This is a genomic window from Rhizobium sp. 01N424 (assembly GCF_056399485.1).
In genome coordinates, this window is the sequence record NZ_JBFTRK010000001.1 from 391,958 (window position 1) to 406,532 (window position 14,575).

General features: G+C 61.7%; 13 protein-coding genes, 1 tRNA gene and 1 riboswitch. Of the genes, 7 read left to right on the forward strand and 7 right to left on the reverse strand.

Annotation, left to right across the window (positions count from 1 at the left end; genetic code table 11):
* The first annotated feature begins 5 nt into the window (after positions 1-5).
* The gene (phoB, locus tag AC1DNK_RS02025; RefSeq protein ID WP_112385353.1) at positions 6-689 is read left to right on the forward strand and encodes a phosphate regulon transcriptional regulator PhoB; all 684 of its coding nucleotides are present in this window, start codon (positions 6-8) and stop codon (positions 687-689) included.
* Between the two features lie 65 nt (positions 690-754).
* Here phoB and AC1DNK_RS02030 read toward each other — a convergent pair whose 3' ends face one another.
* Positions 755-1,291: a GcrA family cell cycle regulator gene (locus AC1DNK_RS02030; protein ID WP_112385354.1), complete on the reverse strand. Its 537-nt coding sequence runs from the start codon at positions 1,289-1,291 to the stop codon at positions 755-757.
* A 426-nt stretch (positions 1,292-1,717) separates the two neighbouring features.
* Between AC1DNK_RS02030 and AC1DNK_RS02035 the strand changes: the two genes are divergently transcribed.
* The 3 genes from AC1DNK_RS02035 (at position 1,718) to AC1DNK_RS02045 (ending at position 4,961) form a co-directional block, all read left to right on the forward strand.
* Positions 1,718-2,917, forward strand: a complete 1,200-nt coding sequence (locus tag AC1DNK_RS02035) for an acetylornithine transaminase (protein ID WP_477939078.1) — start codon at positions 1,718-1,720, stop codon at positions 2,915-2,917.
* Between the two features lie 39 nt (positions 2,918-2,956).
* On the forward strand, positions 2,957-3,874 hold the full coding sequence (gene argF / locus AC1DNK_RS02040) for an ornithine carbamoyltransferase (protein ID WP_477939079.1): 918 nt from the start codon (positions 2,957-2,959) through the stop codon (positions 3,872-3,874).
* 94 nt (positions 3,875-3,968) lie between these two features.
* A complete protein-coding gene (locus tag AC1DNK_RS02045) occupies positions 3,969-4,961 on the forward strand; it encodes an Hsp33 family molecular chaperone (protein WP_477939080.1) in 993 nt (330 codons plus the stop codon).
* Positions 4,962-4,964: 3 nt separating this feature from the next.
* Here AC1DNK_RS02045 and apaG read toward each other — a convergent pair whose 3' ends face one another.
* A complete protein-coding gene (apaG, locus tag AC1DNK_RS02050) occupies positions 4,965-5,357 on the reverse strand; it encodes a Co2+/Mg2+ efflux protein ApaG (RefSeq protein WP_112385358.1) in 393 nt (130 codons plus the stop codon).
* A gap of 212 nt (positions 5,358-5,569) precedes the next feature.
* Positions 5,570-6,754, reverse strand: a complete 1,185-nt coding sequence (locus tag AC1DNK_RS02055) for an O-succinylhomoserine sulfhydrylase (RefSeq protein ID WP_477939081.1) — start codon at positions 6,752-6,754, stop codon at positions 5,570-5,572.
* A gap of 41 nt (positions 6,755-6,795) precedes the next feature.
* Positions 6,796-6,874, reverse strand: a riboswitch (SAM riboswitch).
* A 73-nt stretch (positions 6,875-6,947) separates the two neighbouring features.
* Between AC1DNK_RS02055 and AC1DNK_RS02060 the strand changes: the two genes are divergently transcribed.
* Both AC1DNK_RS02060 and AC1DNK_RS02065 read left to right on the forward strand, forming a co-directional pair.
* A complete protein-coding gene (locus AC1DNK_RS02060) occupies positions 6,948-8,042 on the forward strand; it encodes a 2'-deoxycytidine 5'-triphosphate deaminase (RefSeq protein ID WP_162698720.1) in 1,095 nt (364 codons plus the stop codon).
* 43 nt (positions 8,043-8,085) lie between these two features.
* Positions 8,086-8,159, forward strand: a tRNA-Gly gene (locus tag AC1DNK_RS02065).
* A 68-nt stretch (positions 8,160-8,227) separates the two neighbouring features.
* On the opposite strand, the gene AC1DNK_RS02070 is transcribed toward AC1DNK_RS02065, so the two are convergent.
* Both AC1DNK_RS02070 and AC1DNK_RS02075 read right to left on the reverse strand, forming a co-directional pair.
* Positions 8,228-10,246 (reverse strand): methyl-accepting chemotaxis protein, encoded by a 2,019-nt coding sequence (locus tag AC1DNK_RS02070; RefSeq protein WP_477939082.1) that lies wholly within the window; start codon positions 10,244-10,246, stop codon positions 8,228-8,230.
* 270 nt (positions 10,247-10,516) lie between these two features.
* On the reverse strand, positions 10,517-12,418 hold the full coding sequence (locus tag AC1DNK_RS02075) for a glycosyltransferase family 2 protein (protein WP_477939083.1): 1,902 nt from the start codon (positions 12,416-12,418) through the stop codon (positions 10,517-10,519).
* A 61-nt stretch (positions 12,419-12,479) separates the two neighbouring features.
* Between AC1DNK_RS02075 and AC1DNK_RS02080 the strand changes: the two genes are divergently transcribed.
* Positions 12,480-13,352: a transporter substrate-binding domain-containing protein gene (locus tag AC1DNK_RS02080; protein ID WP_477939859.1), complete on the forward strand. Its 873-nt coding sequence runs from the start codon at positions 12,480-12,482 to the stop codon at positions 13,350-13,352.
* Here AC1DNK_RS02080 and AC1DNK_RS02085 read toward each other — a convergent pair.
* Both AC1DNK_RS02085 and AC1DNK_RS02090 read right to left on the reverse strand, forming a co-directional pair.
* A complete protein-coding gene (locus tag AC1DNK_RS02085; protein ID WP_112387497.1) occupies positions 13,349-13,762 on the reverse strand; it encodes a tellurite resistance TerB family protein in 414 nt (137 codons plus the stop codon). The genes AC1DNK_RS02080 and AC1DNK_RS02085 overlap by 4 nt on opposite strands.
* A 45-nt stretch (positions 13,763-13,807) precedes the next feature.
* Positions 13,808-14,572 (reverse strand): thermonuclease family protein, encoded by a 765-nt coding sequence (locus AC1DNK_RS02090; RefSeq protein ID WP_477939084.1) that lies wholly within the window; start codon positions 14,570-14,572, stop codon positions 13,808-13,810.
* Positions 14,573-14,575 lie beyond the last annotated feature (3 nt).

Below are 14,575 nucleotides of genomic sequence, written 5' to 3' on the forward strand. Positions count from 1 at the left end.
ACAGAATGATCCCGAGAGTTGCAGTCGTTGAAGACGAAGAAGCACTGAGCGTGCTTCTTCGTTACAATCTCGAAGCCGAAGGTTTCGAGGTCGACACCATCCTGCGCGGCGATGAGGCGGAAATCCGCCTTCAGGAGCGGACGCCGGACCTTCTTATCCTTGATTGGATGCTGCCTGGCGTATCAGGCATCGAGCTTTGCCGCCGGCTGCGCATGCGCCCGGAGACCGAGCGCCTGCCGATCATCATGCTGACGGCGCGCGGCGAGGAAAGTGAACGCGTTCGCGGCCTCTCGACCGGCGCCGACGACTATGTCGTCAAGCCGTTCTCGACGCCCGAGCTCGTCGCTCGCGTCAAGGCGATGCTGCGCCGCGCCAAGCCCGAAGTTCTCTCGACCGTGCTGAAGTGCGGCGATATCGAACTCGACCGCGAGACGCACCGCGTTCATCGCAAGACCCGCGAAGTGCGTCTCGGCCCGACCGAGTTTCGCCTGCTGGAATTCCTGATGGCCTCTCCCGGCCGCGTCTTCTCGCGCTCGCAGCTTCTGGATGGCGTCTGGGGTCACGACATCTATGTCGACGAGCGCACCGTCGATGTCCATGTCGGCCGTCTGCGCAAGGCGCTGAACTTCTCCAATATGCAGGATGTCATCCGCACCGTTCGCGGCGCTGGATATTCGATGGAAGCTTGAGCTTTCGGAATTGAGACACAAAAAAACGGGCCGTAAGGCCCGTTTTTCGTTTGTGCTTACCCGGCTCAGTTTGCTCGCGCTGCTGCCCTGCGGCGCTCGTTGACCGGCTGGTAGGCCAGGCGCTGGTGGTAGGTGCAGTAAGGCGAAGAATCCGGGCTTTCGCAGCCGCAGAAGTGGAAATCGTCCTTCAAGGGATCGCCGACCGGCCACTTGCAGGTGCGCTCGGTGAGCTCCGTCAGGCCGAGACGGCGGGAAATCGGGACGATCACGTTCTTGGCGGGACGGTATTCCATCTCCTCCATGACGTCGATCTCGATCTCTTCCTTCAGCATCGTCGCGCCCTGCTGGCGGGTGACCGTACGGGTCGTCGCCAGACGCGATGCGTAGGTTGGGGCGCGGGGTGCTGCCGCCGTACGCTTGGGAGCGCGGGCAGCCGTGGCGTTGCCGCCGGCCTTCGCACGGCCCGGCAGCGCCAGACGGTGAACCTTGCCGATAACGGCGTTACGGCTGACGCCGCCAAGCTGGGCAGCGATCTGGCTCGCGCTCAGCCCTTCGGACCACAGTTTCTTGAGTTTCTCGACCCGCTCGTCTGTCCAGTTCATGCCCTGTGTCTCCGCCGTTTAAGCGTTGCGAAGGCAGAATCCCTCACTGTTTGCCCCGGACGAATCCGGCACAAGAAACGCTTGACTAATTTTGGTGACTAGTTCCGCCGCATGCAGTCTAGTAATTGAGTTTTAACCTAGTGTGAGGCTGACTCCGTGACAAGAGTCGCAGGAATCCGGATGAATCGAATTCGGGGTTTTCCCCAACTTGCTTCCCCTGAGAGTCATTTCTGCAACATTAGCTGTTGATAAAACGCGACATTGCTTGAGCGTCTCTCAGAAGCCACGAAAGCCGCAGTTTTGTTGACATTGCAGTGCGAAAAGTAAATAGTGCCAGTCGCCGCCGAAAGGCGGCATTTTTAATTTTTCGGACCTGGTTTTTTAGCCGGAGTCCGGTTGCCCGTAACGCTGACAGGAGACCGCGCCATGGCTGAAGCCGCGCCGCTATATGATACCTATTCTCGTGCCCCATTGCGGTTCGAGCGAGGTGAGGGCGTGTGGCTGATTACCGAAAGCGGCGAACGATATCTGGATTTCGGTGCCGGCGTTGCTGTGACCTCGGTCGGCCACAGCAATCCGCATGTCGTGGATACCCTGAAGGCGCAGGCCGACAAGGTCTGGCACCTGTCCAACATCTATGAAATCCCCGGTCAGGAACAACTCGCCAGGCGGCTGACGGAGGCGACTTTCGCCGACAAGGTGTTCTTCACCAATTCCGGCGCGGAAGCCCTCGAATGCGCGATCAAGACCGCACGCCGCTATCAGTATTCGAAGGGCCATCCCGAGCGTTTCCATATCATCACCTTCGAAGGCGCCTTCCACGGCCGGACGCTGGCGACGATCGCTGCCGGCGGGCAAGAGAAGTATCTCGAAGGTTTCGGCCCCAAGGCCCCTGGCTTCGACCAGGTGCCCTTTGGCGATATCGACGCTGTGCGCGCCGCAATCACCGATGCGACCGCAGGCATTCTGATCGAGCCGGTTCAGGGCGAGGGTGGCATTCGCCCGGTGACCACTGAGTTCATGAAGGCGCTGCGCGCGCTCTGCGACGAGAAGGGCCTGCTGCTCATTCTCGACGAGGTCCAGACGGGCGTCGGCCGTACCGGCAAGTTCTTTGCCTATGAGTGGTCCGGCGTGACCCCTGACATCATGGCTGTCGCCAAGGGTATCGGTGGCGGCTTCCCTCTCGGCGCCTGCCTGGCAACGGCGGAAGCTGCGTCCGGCATGAAGGCCGGCACCCACGGCTCGACCTATGGCGGCAATCCGCTGGCCATGGCCGTCGGCGGCGCTGTGCTCGACATCGTCCTTGCCGAAGGCTTCCTCCAGCATGTCCGTGACGTCGCTCTGGTCTTCCGCCAGGGCCTGGCATCGCTCAAGGACCGCTATCCGGACGTGATCGAGGATATCCGCGGCGAGGGTCTGCTGCTTGGTATCAAGGCCGCTGTGCCCTCGACCGAACTTCTGGCTGCCATCCGCGGTGCGCATCTGCTTGGCGTACCCGCCGGCGACAACGTTGTGCGTCTGCTGCCGCCTTTGGTCGTCACGGCGGAGGAAGCCCGCGAGGGTCTGGCCCGCATCGAGCAGGCTGCCGAAAGCATTCGCGCATCGAAGGCCAAGAAGACGGCTTGAACGGATAGATGCCTTCCGGGGCAAACAGGTAAGGACGACATGGCTTCCCCCAAACACTTCCTCGATCTTTCGGCGATGAGCTCTGCCGATCTGCGCGTCATCATGGACGACGCGATGCTGCGCAAGCAGGCGTTCAAAGCAGGCAAGGGCGATAAGCCGCTGGCCGGCAAGATGCTGGCGATGATCTTCGAAAAGCCTTCCACCCGGACGCGCGTCTCCTTCGACGTCGGCATGCGCCAGCTGGGCGGTGAGACGCTGTTCCTGTCGGGCACCGAGATGCAGCTCGGCCGCGCCGAGACGATCGGCGACACAGCCAAGGTTCTGTCGCGCTACGTCGACGCGATCATGATCCGCACCACCGAGCATCACCGCATGCTGGAGCTTGCCGAACACGCCACAGTGCCCGTCATCAATGCGCTGACCGACGATACGCATCCCTGCCAGATCATGGCCGATATCATGACCTTCGAAGAGCACCGTGGCCCGATCAAAGGCAAGACCGTTGCCTGGACCGGCGACGGCAACAACGTGCTGCATTCGCTGGTCGAAGGGGCTGCCCGTTTCGGCTACCGCATGAACATGGCGGTGCCCCTTGGTTCCGAGCCGAAGGATCACTATCTGAACTGGGCCCGCAATGAGGGCGCCGAAATCATGCTCAGCCATGATGCCGACCGTGCGGTCGAAGGCGCCGATTGCGTGGTAACCGATACCTGGGTCTCCATGAATCAGGAACATCGGGCTCGCGGTCACAACGTCTTCCAGCCCTATCAGGTCAATCAGGCTTTGATGGCGAAAGCAGGCAAGGATGCATTGTTCATGCATTGCCTGCCGGCCCATCGTGGTGAGGAAGTGACGGACGAAGTGATCGATGGCCCGCAATCCGTGGTCTTCGATGAAGCGGAAAACCGTCTTCATGCGCAGAAATCGATTCTTGCATGGTGCCTGGGCGCGATCTGAACCATATTGGACGCCACATCCGGCCTGATGGCCTGGTGGCCGCGCGAGCGGGAAGACAGCTTGGTCTACCGCTCTGACGACTAGGAGTAAGACCATGGCAGACACAGCCGCCGCTCTCAACGAGCTTCATTTCGCCGGCGATGATCACGTCGTCCCATTTCAGGTTGAAGGCCTGGATGTGCGTGGCCGCGCCGTCCAGCTCGGCCCGATGCTCGACGCCATCCTTGAGCGCCACCACTATCCCGCACCCGTCGCCCGGCTTCTGGCCGAAGTCGTGGTCCTGACGGTTCTGCTCGGCACGTCGCTGAAATTCGAGGGCAAGTTCACGGTGCAGACCAAGGGCGATGGCCCGGTCGACCTGCTTGTTGCCGATTTTGCCACACCCGAGAACGTACGCGCCTATGCACGCTTCGATCAGGCGCTGCTCGATCAGGCGATCGCCGCCGGGCAGACCGAACCCGAACAGCTGCTCGGCAAGGGCGTGCTGGCCTTCACCATCGATCAGGGTAAGTTTAGCCAGCCCTATCAGGGCATCGTCGAACTCGACGGTACCTCGCTCGAGGATATCGCCGGTGTCTATTTTCGGCAGTCGGAGCAGATCCCGACGCGTGTCCGTCTGGCGGCTGCCGAACTTCTCGACCGCGACAGCAGCGGCAAACCGCGGCATCGCTGGCGGGCAGGGGGGCTTGTCGCTCAGTTCCTGCCGGAAGCGCCCGAGCGCATGCGCCAGCCGGACCTGCATGGCGGGGATGGCGACGAGCTCGCGGCGGGCGTCAAGGAAGACGATGCCTGGGCAGAAGCCCGCGCCATGGTCGAGACCATCGACGCCGACGAGCTGACGGATCCGCTGGTCGGAACCGAGCGGCTGCTCTATCGCCTGTTCCACGAGCGCGGCGTGCGGGTTTTCGAGGCCAAGCAGGTCTACGACCGCTGCAGCTGTTCGCGTGAAAAGATCGGCGGCGTTCTGAAGGGCTTTTCGGCGGAGGAGATCGAGGCCAGCCAGGAAAACGGTGAGATCGCCGTCACCTGTGAATTCTGCTCGACCACCTATCGTTTCGAGCCGGCAGAGCTGCAGCCGGCCGAATGACGGTCAGTTCAGCACTCTGAGAAGGCCGGGCGAATCCAGGGAGAAGGCGGGTATCTCGACATCGAAGAGCTCGCCTTCGTCCGTTTCCATCTGGTAGTGGCCGAACATCAGCCCCGATGGCGTATCGAGCGGGCAGCCTGACGAGTATTCATAGGTATCGCCGGGCTCCAGCCGCGGCTGTTCGCCGACCACACCCGGTCCCGTTACCTCGTCGACCACACCGTTCTGGTCCGTTATGTTCCAGTAACGGTTGACGAGTTTGACCGATAGGCCGGAATTGTTGCTGATGACGATGCGGTATCCCCAGACATAGCGATCGTCGTCCGGATCGGATTGCTCCTCCAGATAAAACGGCTCGACAACAACTTCTATATCGCGTGTGAGGGCCCGGTACATGCCTTACACCTTAGTCGGGATATCTTACTCGTATCTTATACGGCATTGGCTCCGTCAAGAAATGCCACCGTATCATCAGCCAAATACAGGCGATTGCACGCCGTTTTGATTGTTAATCCTAACATTCAAAGTTAATGACTCTAATAAAGCAGAGCTGACTGAAGCTTTAGGTGGGGCGGGCCGCCGGACCGGCAAGTCCGGCGGCTTGTTGCTTAAGCCGGGATCTTCGACAGAGCCTGGGCGAAATCTTCAAGCAGATCGTCGGTATCTTCGATGCCTGCCGAAAGACGCACGGTGCCGGCCGAAATGCCGAGTTCGGCACGCGCCTCGTCCGAGAGGTTCTTGTGCGTTGTCGTCGCCGGATGCGTGATCAGGCTGCGCGTATCGCCGAGATTGTTGGAGATCGTCACCACATCGAGTGCGTTCTGCAGCTTGAAGGCAGCTTCCTTGCCTCCCTTCAGCTCGAAGCAGACCAGCGTCGAGCCGCCGGTCATCTGCTTGGCGATGATATCGGCCTGCGGATGGTCCTTGCGGCCGGGATAAATGACGCGTGCAACCTGCTTCTGCTCGGCCAGGAAATCGGCAATCTTTGCGGCATTCCTGGTCTGCTGAGCCACACGCAGCGGCAGCGTCTCGATGCCCTTTAGAAGCGTCCAGGCGTTGAACGGCGACATGGCCGGGCCGGTGTGGCGGAAGTAGTCGTGCAGGTGCTCGTCGATCCACGCCTTGTCGGACAGCACGACGCCGCCGAGGCAGCGGCCCTGGCCGTCGATATGCTTGGTCGCCGAATAGATGACGATATGGGCGCCGAGCTCCAGCGGCTTTTGGAAGAGCGGCGTCGCAAAGACGTTGTCGACCACGACCTTGGCACCGATCTGGTTGGCGAGCTTGGCAACGCCGGCGATGTCCACGATCTCGAGTGTCGGGTTGGTCGGGCTCTCCAGGAAGAACACTTTGGTCTTCGGCGTGATCGCTTTTTCCCAGTTTTCCAGGTGCCGGCCGTCAACCAGCGTGCATTCGATGCCGTATTTCGGCGCCAGCGTCTCGACCACCCAGCGGCAGGAGCCGAAGAGGGCACGAGCAGCAACGATGTGATCGCCAGCCTTCAGCTGGCAGAGGATTGCGGCCGTGACGGCGGCCATGCCGGAGGCCGTGGCGCGTGCATCTTCCGCACCCTCGAGTGCGCACATGCGCTTCTCGAACATGTCGTTGGTGGGGCTGCCGTAGCGGGCGTAGATGAAGCCTTCGGTCTCGCCCTTGAAGCGGGCCTCGGCCGCCTCCGACGTGTCGTAGACGAAACCTTGCGTCAGGTAGATTGCCTCCGACATCTCGCCATATTGCGAGCGCAGAGTGCCTCCGTGAACGAGTTGGGTTGCAGGGCGCCAGGACTTGCTCATGCCATCACCTCAAAAACAAAAAAACCGGCCGCAAAAGCAGACCGGTTTCATACCCGGTCTTTTTAGCCACTTATTTAACGTGGCTGCAAGCCGACCGGCCAAATCACCACGGGATAAAGCTGCAATACTGCCGTTAGCTGCTTGCGTCAATTCCCCGTATTTGGTTTTGTCGGCCACGAACTATGGATGGAGCATGATGGCTCGCGAAACTGGAATTTTGGCCGACCGTGCCATTGCCGCGTTGTTTGAGACCGGCCGACTGATCTCCGAACGGGAACTTGACCGTGACCAGATCCAGCCGGCAAGCCTCGACCTGCGCCTCGGCGCCAAGGCGTTCCGGGTGCGCGCCAGCTTCATGCCCGGCCCTTCGCATCTGGTGTCGGACAAGCTCGATCGCCTGAGCCTGCATGTCATCGACCTCTCCGAAGGGGCTGTCCTCGAAACCGGCTGCGTCTATATCGTTCCCCTGATGGAGCGTGTCGATCTGCCTGCCGGCATGTCGGCCTCCGCCAACCCGAAGAGCTCCACCGGCCGCCTCGATATCTTCACCCGGGTCATCACCGATTACGCGCAGGAATTCGACAAGATCCCGGCCGGCTATTCCGGCCCGCTCTATCTCGAAATCTCGCCGCGCACCTTCCCGATCGTCGTGCGCCGCGGCTCGCGCCTGTCGCAGATCCGCTTCCGCGTCGGCCATTCCATTCTCGGCGAACCGGACCTTCAGGCGCTGCATGATAGCGAGACGCTGGTCGCCAGCGCCAAGCCGAACGTCTCAGGCGGCGGCATCGCGCTGTCGATCGATCTCGCCGGCGACAAGGAAGGCCTGATCGGCTATCGCGGCAAGCACCACACTGCCGTCGTCGACGTCGACAAGAAAGCCCAGCACGATATCTTCGATTTCTGGGAGCCGCTCTATAGCCGCGGCCGCAACGAGCTGATCCTCGACCCGGACGAATTCTATATCCTCGTCTCGCGCGAAGCCGTGCACGTGCCCCCGCATTACGCCGCTGAGATGACGCCCTTTGACCCCTTGGTTGGCGAATTCCGAGTCCACTATGCCGGCTTCTTCGACCCCGGCTTCGGCCACGCACCGGCAGGCGGCCGCGGCAGCCGCGCCGTCCTCGAAGTGCGCAGCCACGAGGTCCCCTTCATCCTCGAAGACGGCCAGATCGTTGGCCGCCTCATCTACGAGCACATGCTGGAAAAACCCGAAAGCCTCTACGGCTCCGGCCTCGGCTCCAACTACCAGGCCCAGGGCCTGAAGCTCTCGAAACACTTCCGCATCTGACAGCCTTGACACCGCCTCCCATCTGTTGGAAGGCTTCGGCCACGCGGGTGTAGCTCAATGGTAGAGCAGCAGCTTCCCAAGCTGAATACGAGGGTTCGATTCCCTTCACCCGCTCCAATCTTCTCTACACTGAAAATGAAATGAGCGGCCGGAGCCGCTCATTTGACGTTTTGATTTCCCGTTGCTCAGAACTCTGTCCAGTCGGCTTCCTTGCTTTCCGCCGCCGGGCTGCTCTTGCCAAAGGCGCTGGCGAGTTTCTGGCCGAGTGCACGCGCCGGTGATGCGGCGGGCCTTGCGGTTCCTTCGTTGGCGACGCGGATCGAGGCCGGGCGCGGGTTGGCTGCGCGGGCCGGTGCTGGGCGGGGTGCTGCGGCCGGGCGGGGAGCGGAATGTGAGGCGGGTGCAGCGGCGGCAAAGCCACCGGTTCCGGTCAGCCTGAACTCCGAAAGAAGGTTATTCAACGATGCCGCTTCGGTTGCCAGGCTGTGGCTGGCGGCGGTGCTTTCCTCGACCATTGCGGCATTCTGCTGCGTGCCCTGGTCCATGGTGTTCACGGCCGTGTTGATCTCCTGCAAGCCGGTCGATTGCTCGCGCGCGGCCTCGGCGATCGCGTGGACGTGCTGGTTGATCTCCTGCACTTCCTGGACGATCGCATCCAGCGCCTTGCCGGTCTCACCGACAAGCGCCACGCCGGTTTGCACATGCGTGCCGGAATTGGTGATCAGTGCCTTGATTTCCTTGGCAGCATTGGCCGAACGCTGGGCGAGTTCACGGACTTCCTGGGCAACGACCGCAAAGCCCTTGCCGGCTTCCCCGGCACGCGCCGCCTCGACACCGGCATTCAATGCCAACAGGTTGGTCTGGAAGGCGATGTCGTCGATCACGCCGATGATGTTGCCGATCTCCACTGACGACTGCTCGATCTGCTGCATCGCGCCGACGGCCTTCTGCACGATGGCGCCGGATTTTTCGGCGCCGCTGCGCATGCGTGTCACCAGCTCACTGGCTTCCTGAGCACGGCGGGCGGCATCTCGTACCGTTGTGGTGATCTGCTCGAGCGCTGCGGCCGTCTGTTCGACGGAGGCCGCTTGCTGTTCGGTGCGGCGCGACAGCTCGTCGGCCGAGGAGCGGATTTCGTTGGCACCTGCGCCGATGGCGCGGGCATTGGCGCCGACGGCGTTCATCGTGCCGTTGAGCTTGCTGACCGAGTTGTTGAAGTCGGCGCGCAGGCCTTCGAGATGCTCCGGGAAAGGAGTCTCGATATGGGCGACGAGATCGCCTGATGACAGGCGCTTCAGGCCATTTGCCAATTCGTCCACGGTGCGGGCGAGTTCGTTGGCTTCGCGGATCTTTTCGGCTTCGCGCTGGCGGCGCTCGTTATCGCTGAGATTGCGCTCGCTCTCGGCGCGTGCCTCGATCTGCTTGCGCTCGAGGGCGTTGTCGCGGAAGACGGCAAGTGCCGCTGCCATCTGGCCGACTTCGTCGCCACGATCGAGGCCGGGCACGTCGCGTTCCGTCTCTCCTTCGGCAAGCAACGTCATGCGCTCGCGCAGCTGCACCATCGGCCCGGCAATACCTGCCTGGGCGATGTAGAAGCCCAACGCCATCGCACCGGCGATCGATGCGGCAATGACGGCGAGGCAGATGTTGATCCGCGTGCGAACGGCAACGGAGAGCGCATCGCCGCCGTCGTTGAGCATCGACATCATCGCGTCGTTGTTGGCGGTCATTTTCGGTGTCAGGGCGTTCAGCTTTGTCGTCATCATGACAGCTGCCAACTGGGCGCTGGTCATGTCGCCGGATTTTCCAGCTTCGACGACTTTCGCCGACAGGGCCTCGATTTCGTCGATACCCTTCAGGAGCTCATCGATCGCGCTCTTGCGCGCCGGAACCAGATCGGAGGCCTGTTGCAGACGGTCGCGGGCCTGCGGGATCTTGCTGGGCACCGACAGAGCCGTCCTGAAGGCCGGCGTATCCGGCTTCATGTTCGAGAGCGTGGTTGTCTGAAGCACAGAGGAAATCAGCGAGGCGCTTGCGCGCGAGCCCTGCATGGCCGCCAGTGCCTCATGATCGATGAAGGCACTGTAATTGGCGTCGGCGCGGAGGAATTCGGAGATGATATATCCCACACCGGCGACGGTGATCACGCCGAGAAGCGCGATGACGGAAAGGATCTTGGTCCGGATTTTCAGATGTTTGAGCATGGAAAAAGCCCGTTGCGTTCGGCGCGGCCTGTTGCTTGCCGCAGCGCGTTTGAAATCAATGTGTGAAACTCAGCGAAATCTGCTGCGGTTCTTGCGGCATTCCGAAATACCTCGGAGAGGCTCGACAGCGCGCATCATGCAAGCGGCGGGAGGGGGCCGGTGTCGTCGCCGGCGATAAGAATCCAGATTGCTTAATGCTGCCCTAACGCCGCGGGGCAAACCACAGAAAAGATGGCAAGCAATGCGCGGCGGGCAAATGGCCCGGGCGGTCTATGCAGGTTTCCGGCAGGGCACGTGCGGGGTTTTGTCCCAGAAAAACGGATTGCTGCGAAGCTGCCAGACGGCACGCCACGCAGCCGCCGAGAGCATCAGCCAATAAAGCGGCAATGCCAGCCAGCGCAGCCTGAGCGCCCGGCGCTCCCAGCGCGTCATCGCCTTGCGCCCAAGCAGGACGAAAAGCACGTAGCTGGCGATGACGTTGCAGCTATCGACGGCAAGAAGGATCCAGTGGACCAGATCTTTCGCACTGTTTCGTTCGGCGAGGTCGAGCAAAGCCGCGCTTATGAAGAACAGCATCCACGGATGCGCGAGCGCAGACAAAAGCATTCCGGCGATCAGCAACTGAAACACCGCAAAGCCCGCGGGGCCCATCTCCCGCATAAGCAGCGCGGGATCGCGCATCAACACCAGCCACGTCTGCAGCCAGCCCTTGAACCAGCGGGTGCGCTGGTGAAGCCAGGTCGCGGCAGTGACAGGCGCGTCTTCCAGCGTCTGGGAACTCAGCACGCCGCAGCGATATCCCCTGCGGTAAAGCCGCATGCCGAGGTCGGCATCCTCGGTCACATTGTGCGGATCCCAGCCGCCTGTTTCTTTCAGGATGCTGGTTTTGAAGTGGTTTGAGGTGCCGCCGAGCGGCATCGGCAGGCGCATCAGGGCCAGCATCGGCAGCAGCATGCGGAAGAGCGCGGAATATTCGAGCGCAAACGCAGCCGATATCCAGGAGTCGCGGGCATTGGCGATGATCAGCGGCGCCTGCAGGCAGACGACGTCATCAGGGGAAGCCCGGAAGGTCGCATAGGCCTCGCGCAGCTGGTCCGGATGCGGCCGGTCTTCGGCATCGTAAACGGCGAGCAGCTCGCCGCGTGCAGAAGCGAGCGCATAGTTCAGCGCCTTCGGCTTCGTTCGCGGCCGGGCAGGCGGAACCTCTATGATTTCGAATTGCGTGCCGAGTGCCTGCGCCTTCAGCGCTGCGATCGTCTCGCGATCGTCAGCCTCGCAGACAAGCTTGATATCGAGTTTCGAGACCGGCCAATTCAGCCGCTTCAGGCAGGTGATCAGCTGCTCGGCGACCGCCGCCTCACGGTAGAGACCGACCATGACCGTATAGACAGGCAGCGGATGACCATCCGCTGTGCGGAGATTGAAACGCGGCACCGGCTTCTTGAGTGCCATGAAACGGATCAGCATCGATGCCAGATAGAACAGCGAAACGAAGATATGCGCTACGAGCAAGACATTGGCATTCGCCAGAATTCCAGCAGCAAGGGCCGTCACGGCTACACCGGCAATGAAGCCCTGCTTTCCAAGCAGCACGATACGCGCGCTCACATCCGGGTCACGCTCGAAAAGCGTATTGACGCTCTGCTTTACCCGTCGCTGGGCGCCACGTTCCCAGATCGCCCTGCGCATCTCCGCCGGGGTCGTAATCAGCAGCTGCTCGCGCAAATCCGGGCGAGCGGCGAGCCGCGCCTGCAGGGCTGGAATCTGACGGGCTTGCGGGACGATCGCATGGGCATGCTGCGGCAGGTATTGGAGCTTGAGAACCTTGGTCTCGATAAGCTGCGTATCGAGGACGTCGCTGTCGTGAATGAGTTCCGGATTTAGCCGGTCGATAAACTCCAGCCGGAGCAACCGCGCCAATCCGGCATAATAGTTCTCAGCAAGAATCCAGCCGCTGGACAGCAGTTCTTGCTCGATCGTCGTCCCGTTTTGCCGCGCCAGTCCGGCGGCCTCGGCGATCATCGGTTTCCCGATGCCAAGTTCCTGCAGAACGCGAGCCTCTGTGCGGAAAAGCTCATCGTCCTCAGCCTCAAGGACGAGCCGGTCATTCTGGCTGTGATTTGTTCGCAGGCGGTCGATGGCGCCGCCCGGCGCATATTCCCCGATACGCATGACTCTGATACACCGTCACCGAAGCGGCGACACCCTGCCCCTGATCCGAGGCTGGATAGTAATGACACAATCCTCAATTGCATCCCTAGCTTTTAAGGGATTGTTAACTTTTTGGTTGTCGCTGGTTGTGTTTTTTCCTGTGACGGCCGGGGCGCAGCAGGCCTCGCCCTCTCTGCCGCTACTTTTCGATTCCCGCGAACGCCTTGCCAAGCCGGACCTCTCATCGCTGGTGCGGCTGCGATTCTTGACATCCGTGGATTTTCCGCCGTTCAACTTTACCGATCAAAACGGAAAGCTGTCGGGTTTTAATGTCGATCTGGCACGCGATATCTGCAATGAACTCGAGATTGCGGATAAATGCGAAATCCAAGCCTTGCCCTTCGCCGATCTTGCGGAGGCGCTTGCAGCGTCGCAGGGCGACGCGGTTATCGCAGGCCTGGCGGTGACGCCGGATCTGCGCGGCAAGTTCACATTTTCACGGCCCTATCTGATGCTTCCGGCCCGCTTTGCCCGAAACGGCAAGGCAGAGATCAAGGGCGATACGGCAGCGGCACTGGCAGACAAGCCGGTCGGTGTTGTCAAGTCGACTGTCCATGAAGCGATGCTCGCCGCCTATTTCCCGGCCATCAAGGCGGTGCCCTTTGACAACAAGGAAGCGCTGCTGACGGCTCTGAAGGACGGCAAGGTAGATGCCGCCTTCGCCGACGCGCTGCAGCTCTCCTTCTGGGTGTCGTCACAGGCCTCGGCAAAATGCTGCTCGCTGTTCGATGGCCCCTATCCCTCGGAGCAGTTTTTGGGCGAGGGGATGACGATCATGCTGCGCCGGAACGATGCGATCCTGACCGCTGCACTCGATCATGCCTTGGCGGCACTGTCTCGAAACGGCCGCCTGCAGGAAATCTACCTGCGTTATTTCCCGAATGGTCTCTACTAGCCCTTGCGGAAGCGGGCGATCGCGCTGCGCTCGATGGCGGCGCAGGTGAGCTTGTCGAGACCCAGCCGGTCGCGCAGCATGCTGAGAAGGCGCAATTCCTCGGCCTTGACCGAAAGGTCGGCCGACGCCACTTCGACGGCCAGCGCATAAGCGGTGTCGTAGAGCTTTGCCGGCAGCGTATCCTTGACCGTCTCCAGCACCACATCAAGGCCCTCGGGGCCGGAAAGCAGCGAAGCGCAATCGCGGGCGATCGGGATCAGCTTGTCGTCGTCGAAATCCCGGAAGACCGGCAGAAAGCCGATCAGCTGGCCGATACGCTCCATCTCCCGGTCGTTCATCGTGCTGTCGACGGCGGAGGCCATCACCATCACGTAGATCAGGGCGTCATGGGCGGAAAGCGGTTTGTTCATTCGGTCATTCCCTCTGTTCTCCCGAAGTTTAGGAATTGGTCTGTGTCATTGCAAGGGATCGTCAGGTCGGATCGAGGGGATTGTCGTCAGGCGGCGGATCGGCCGGCGGAGCGATCGGCGCACCCTTGCGCGGGTCGTCGCCGAAGATGCCTTCTTGTCCGCCCTGGCCGTCTCGGACACTGCAGCAAAGGCGGAGCCCGGCGCTGCTTCCGCCCAGCCGTTTTCGGCAAGCCATTCCGAAAGATCCTGCGTGCCGATCTTGCAGCTAGCCGTCGCCGTGCCCTTCCAGTTGGCGTCGTCGAGGTCGCAGGTCACCGAGCGCAGGCGCAGGAACAGCCGGAAATTCGTCTTCGCCAGCATGCCGCAAGGCCAATCGCTGCCATCGTCATCCTTGCAGCTCTTGTCATCAGGTGTCGGCACGATACCGGCAAGAGCAAGCTTCCGGTCGCCGAAGGCAAGCACCCCGGCGCTTTCGGCAACCGGCCGCGGCAGCACGGCACCCTTCTTTGGTTCGGGTTTCGGCTTTTCCGGCTCGGGCGCCGCAACGCGTTCCAAAGGTCTTCCATCGACCTCTGCCGGATAGAACTGGCTGCCGTTGTCGACAGGTCTGGCATTCATGCTGACTTCGGGGGCAGGCGGCTTCAGAGCAGGCGGCGGTGCAGCACTTGCGGCCTCTGAGGCAGCCGGAGCGGGCGCTTCGCTTTCTATTGCCGCGGCATCAGCCGCGGAAAAACGTTCCCGCCCGGCTGTCAGCATGCCCGCAACAATGGCGATCCCCGCAACAGCTGTCAGAAGTGCCGCAGGCCGCATGGA

Excerpts from the sequence above, each read along its gene's own strand:
- AC1DNK_RS02075 (WP_477939083.1), bottom strand. The coding sequence starts at position 12,418 with ATGCGTATCGGGGAATATGCGCCGGGCGGCGCCATCGACCGCCTGCGA.
- argF (WP_477939079.1), top strand. The coding sequence starts at position 2,957 with ATGGCTTCCCCCAAACACTTCCTCGATCTTTCGGCGATGAGCTCTGCC.
- AC1DNK_RS02045 (WP_477939080.1), top strand. The coding sequence starts at position 3,969 with ATGGCAGACACAGCCGCCGCTCTCAACGAGCTTCATTTCGCCGGCGAT.
- AC1DNK_RS02035 (WP_477939078.1), top strand. The coding sequence starts at position 1,718 with ATGGCTGAAGCCGCGCCGCTATATGATACCTATTCTCGTGCCCCATTG.
- AC1DNK_RS02060 (WP_162698720.1), top strand. The coding sequence starts at position 6,948 with ATGATGGCTCGCGAAACTGGAATTTTGGCCGACCGTGCCATTGCCGCG.
- apaG (WP_112385358.1), bottom strand. The coding sequence starts at position 5,357 with ATGTACCGGGCCCTCACACGCGATATAGAAGTTGTTGTCGAGCCGTTT.
- AC1DNK_RS02085 (WP_112387497.1), bottom strand. The coding sequence starts at position 13,762 with ATGAACAAACCGCTTTCCGCCCATGACGCCCTGATCTACGTGATGGTG.
- AC1DNK_RS02055 (WP_477939081.1), bottom strand. The coding sequence starts at position 6,754 with ATGAGCAAGTCCTGGCGCCCTGCAACCCAACTCGTTCACGGAGGCACT.
- AC1DNK_RS02080 (WP_477939859.1), top strand. The coding sequence starts at position 12,480 with ATGACACAATCCTCAATTGCATCCCTAGCTTTTAAGGGATTGTTAACT.
- AC1DNK_RS02070 (WP_477939082.1), bottom strand. The coding sequence starts at position 10,246 with ATGCTCAAACATCTGAAAATCCGGACCAAGATCCTTTCCGTCATCGCG.
- AC1DNK_RS02090 (WP_477939084.1), bottom strand. The coding sequence starts at position 14,572 with ATGCGGCCTGCGGCACTTCTGACAGCTGTTGCGGGGATCGCCATTGTT.
- phoB (WP_112385353.1), top strand. The coding sequence starts at position 6 with ATGATCCCGAGAGTTGCAGTCGTTGAAGACGAAGAAGCACTGAGCGTG.
- AC1DNK_RS02030 (WP_112385354.1), bottom strand. The coding sequence starts at position 1,291 with ATGAACTGGACAGACGAGCGGGTCGAGAAACTCAAGAAACTGTGGTCC.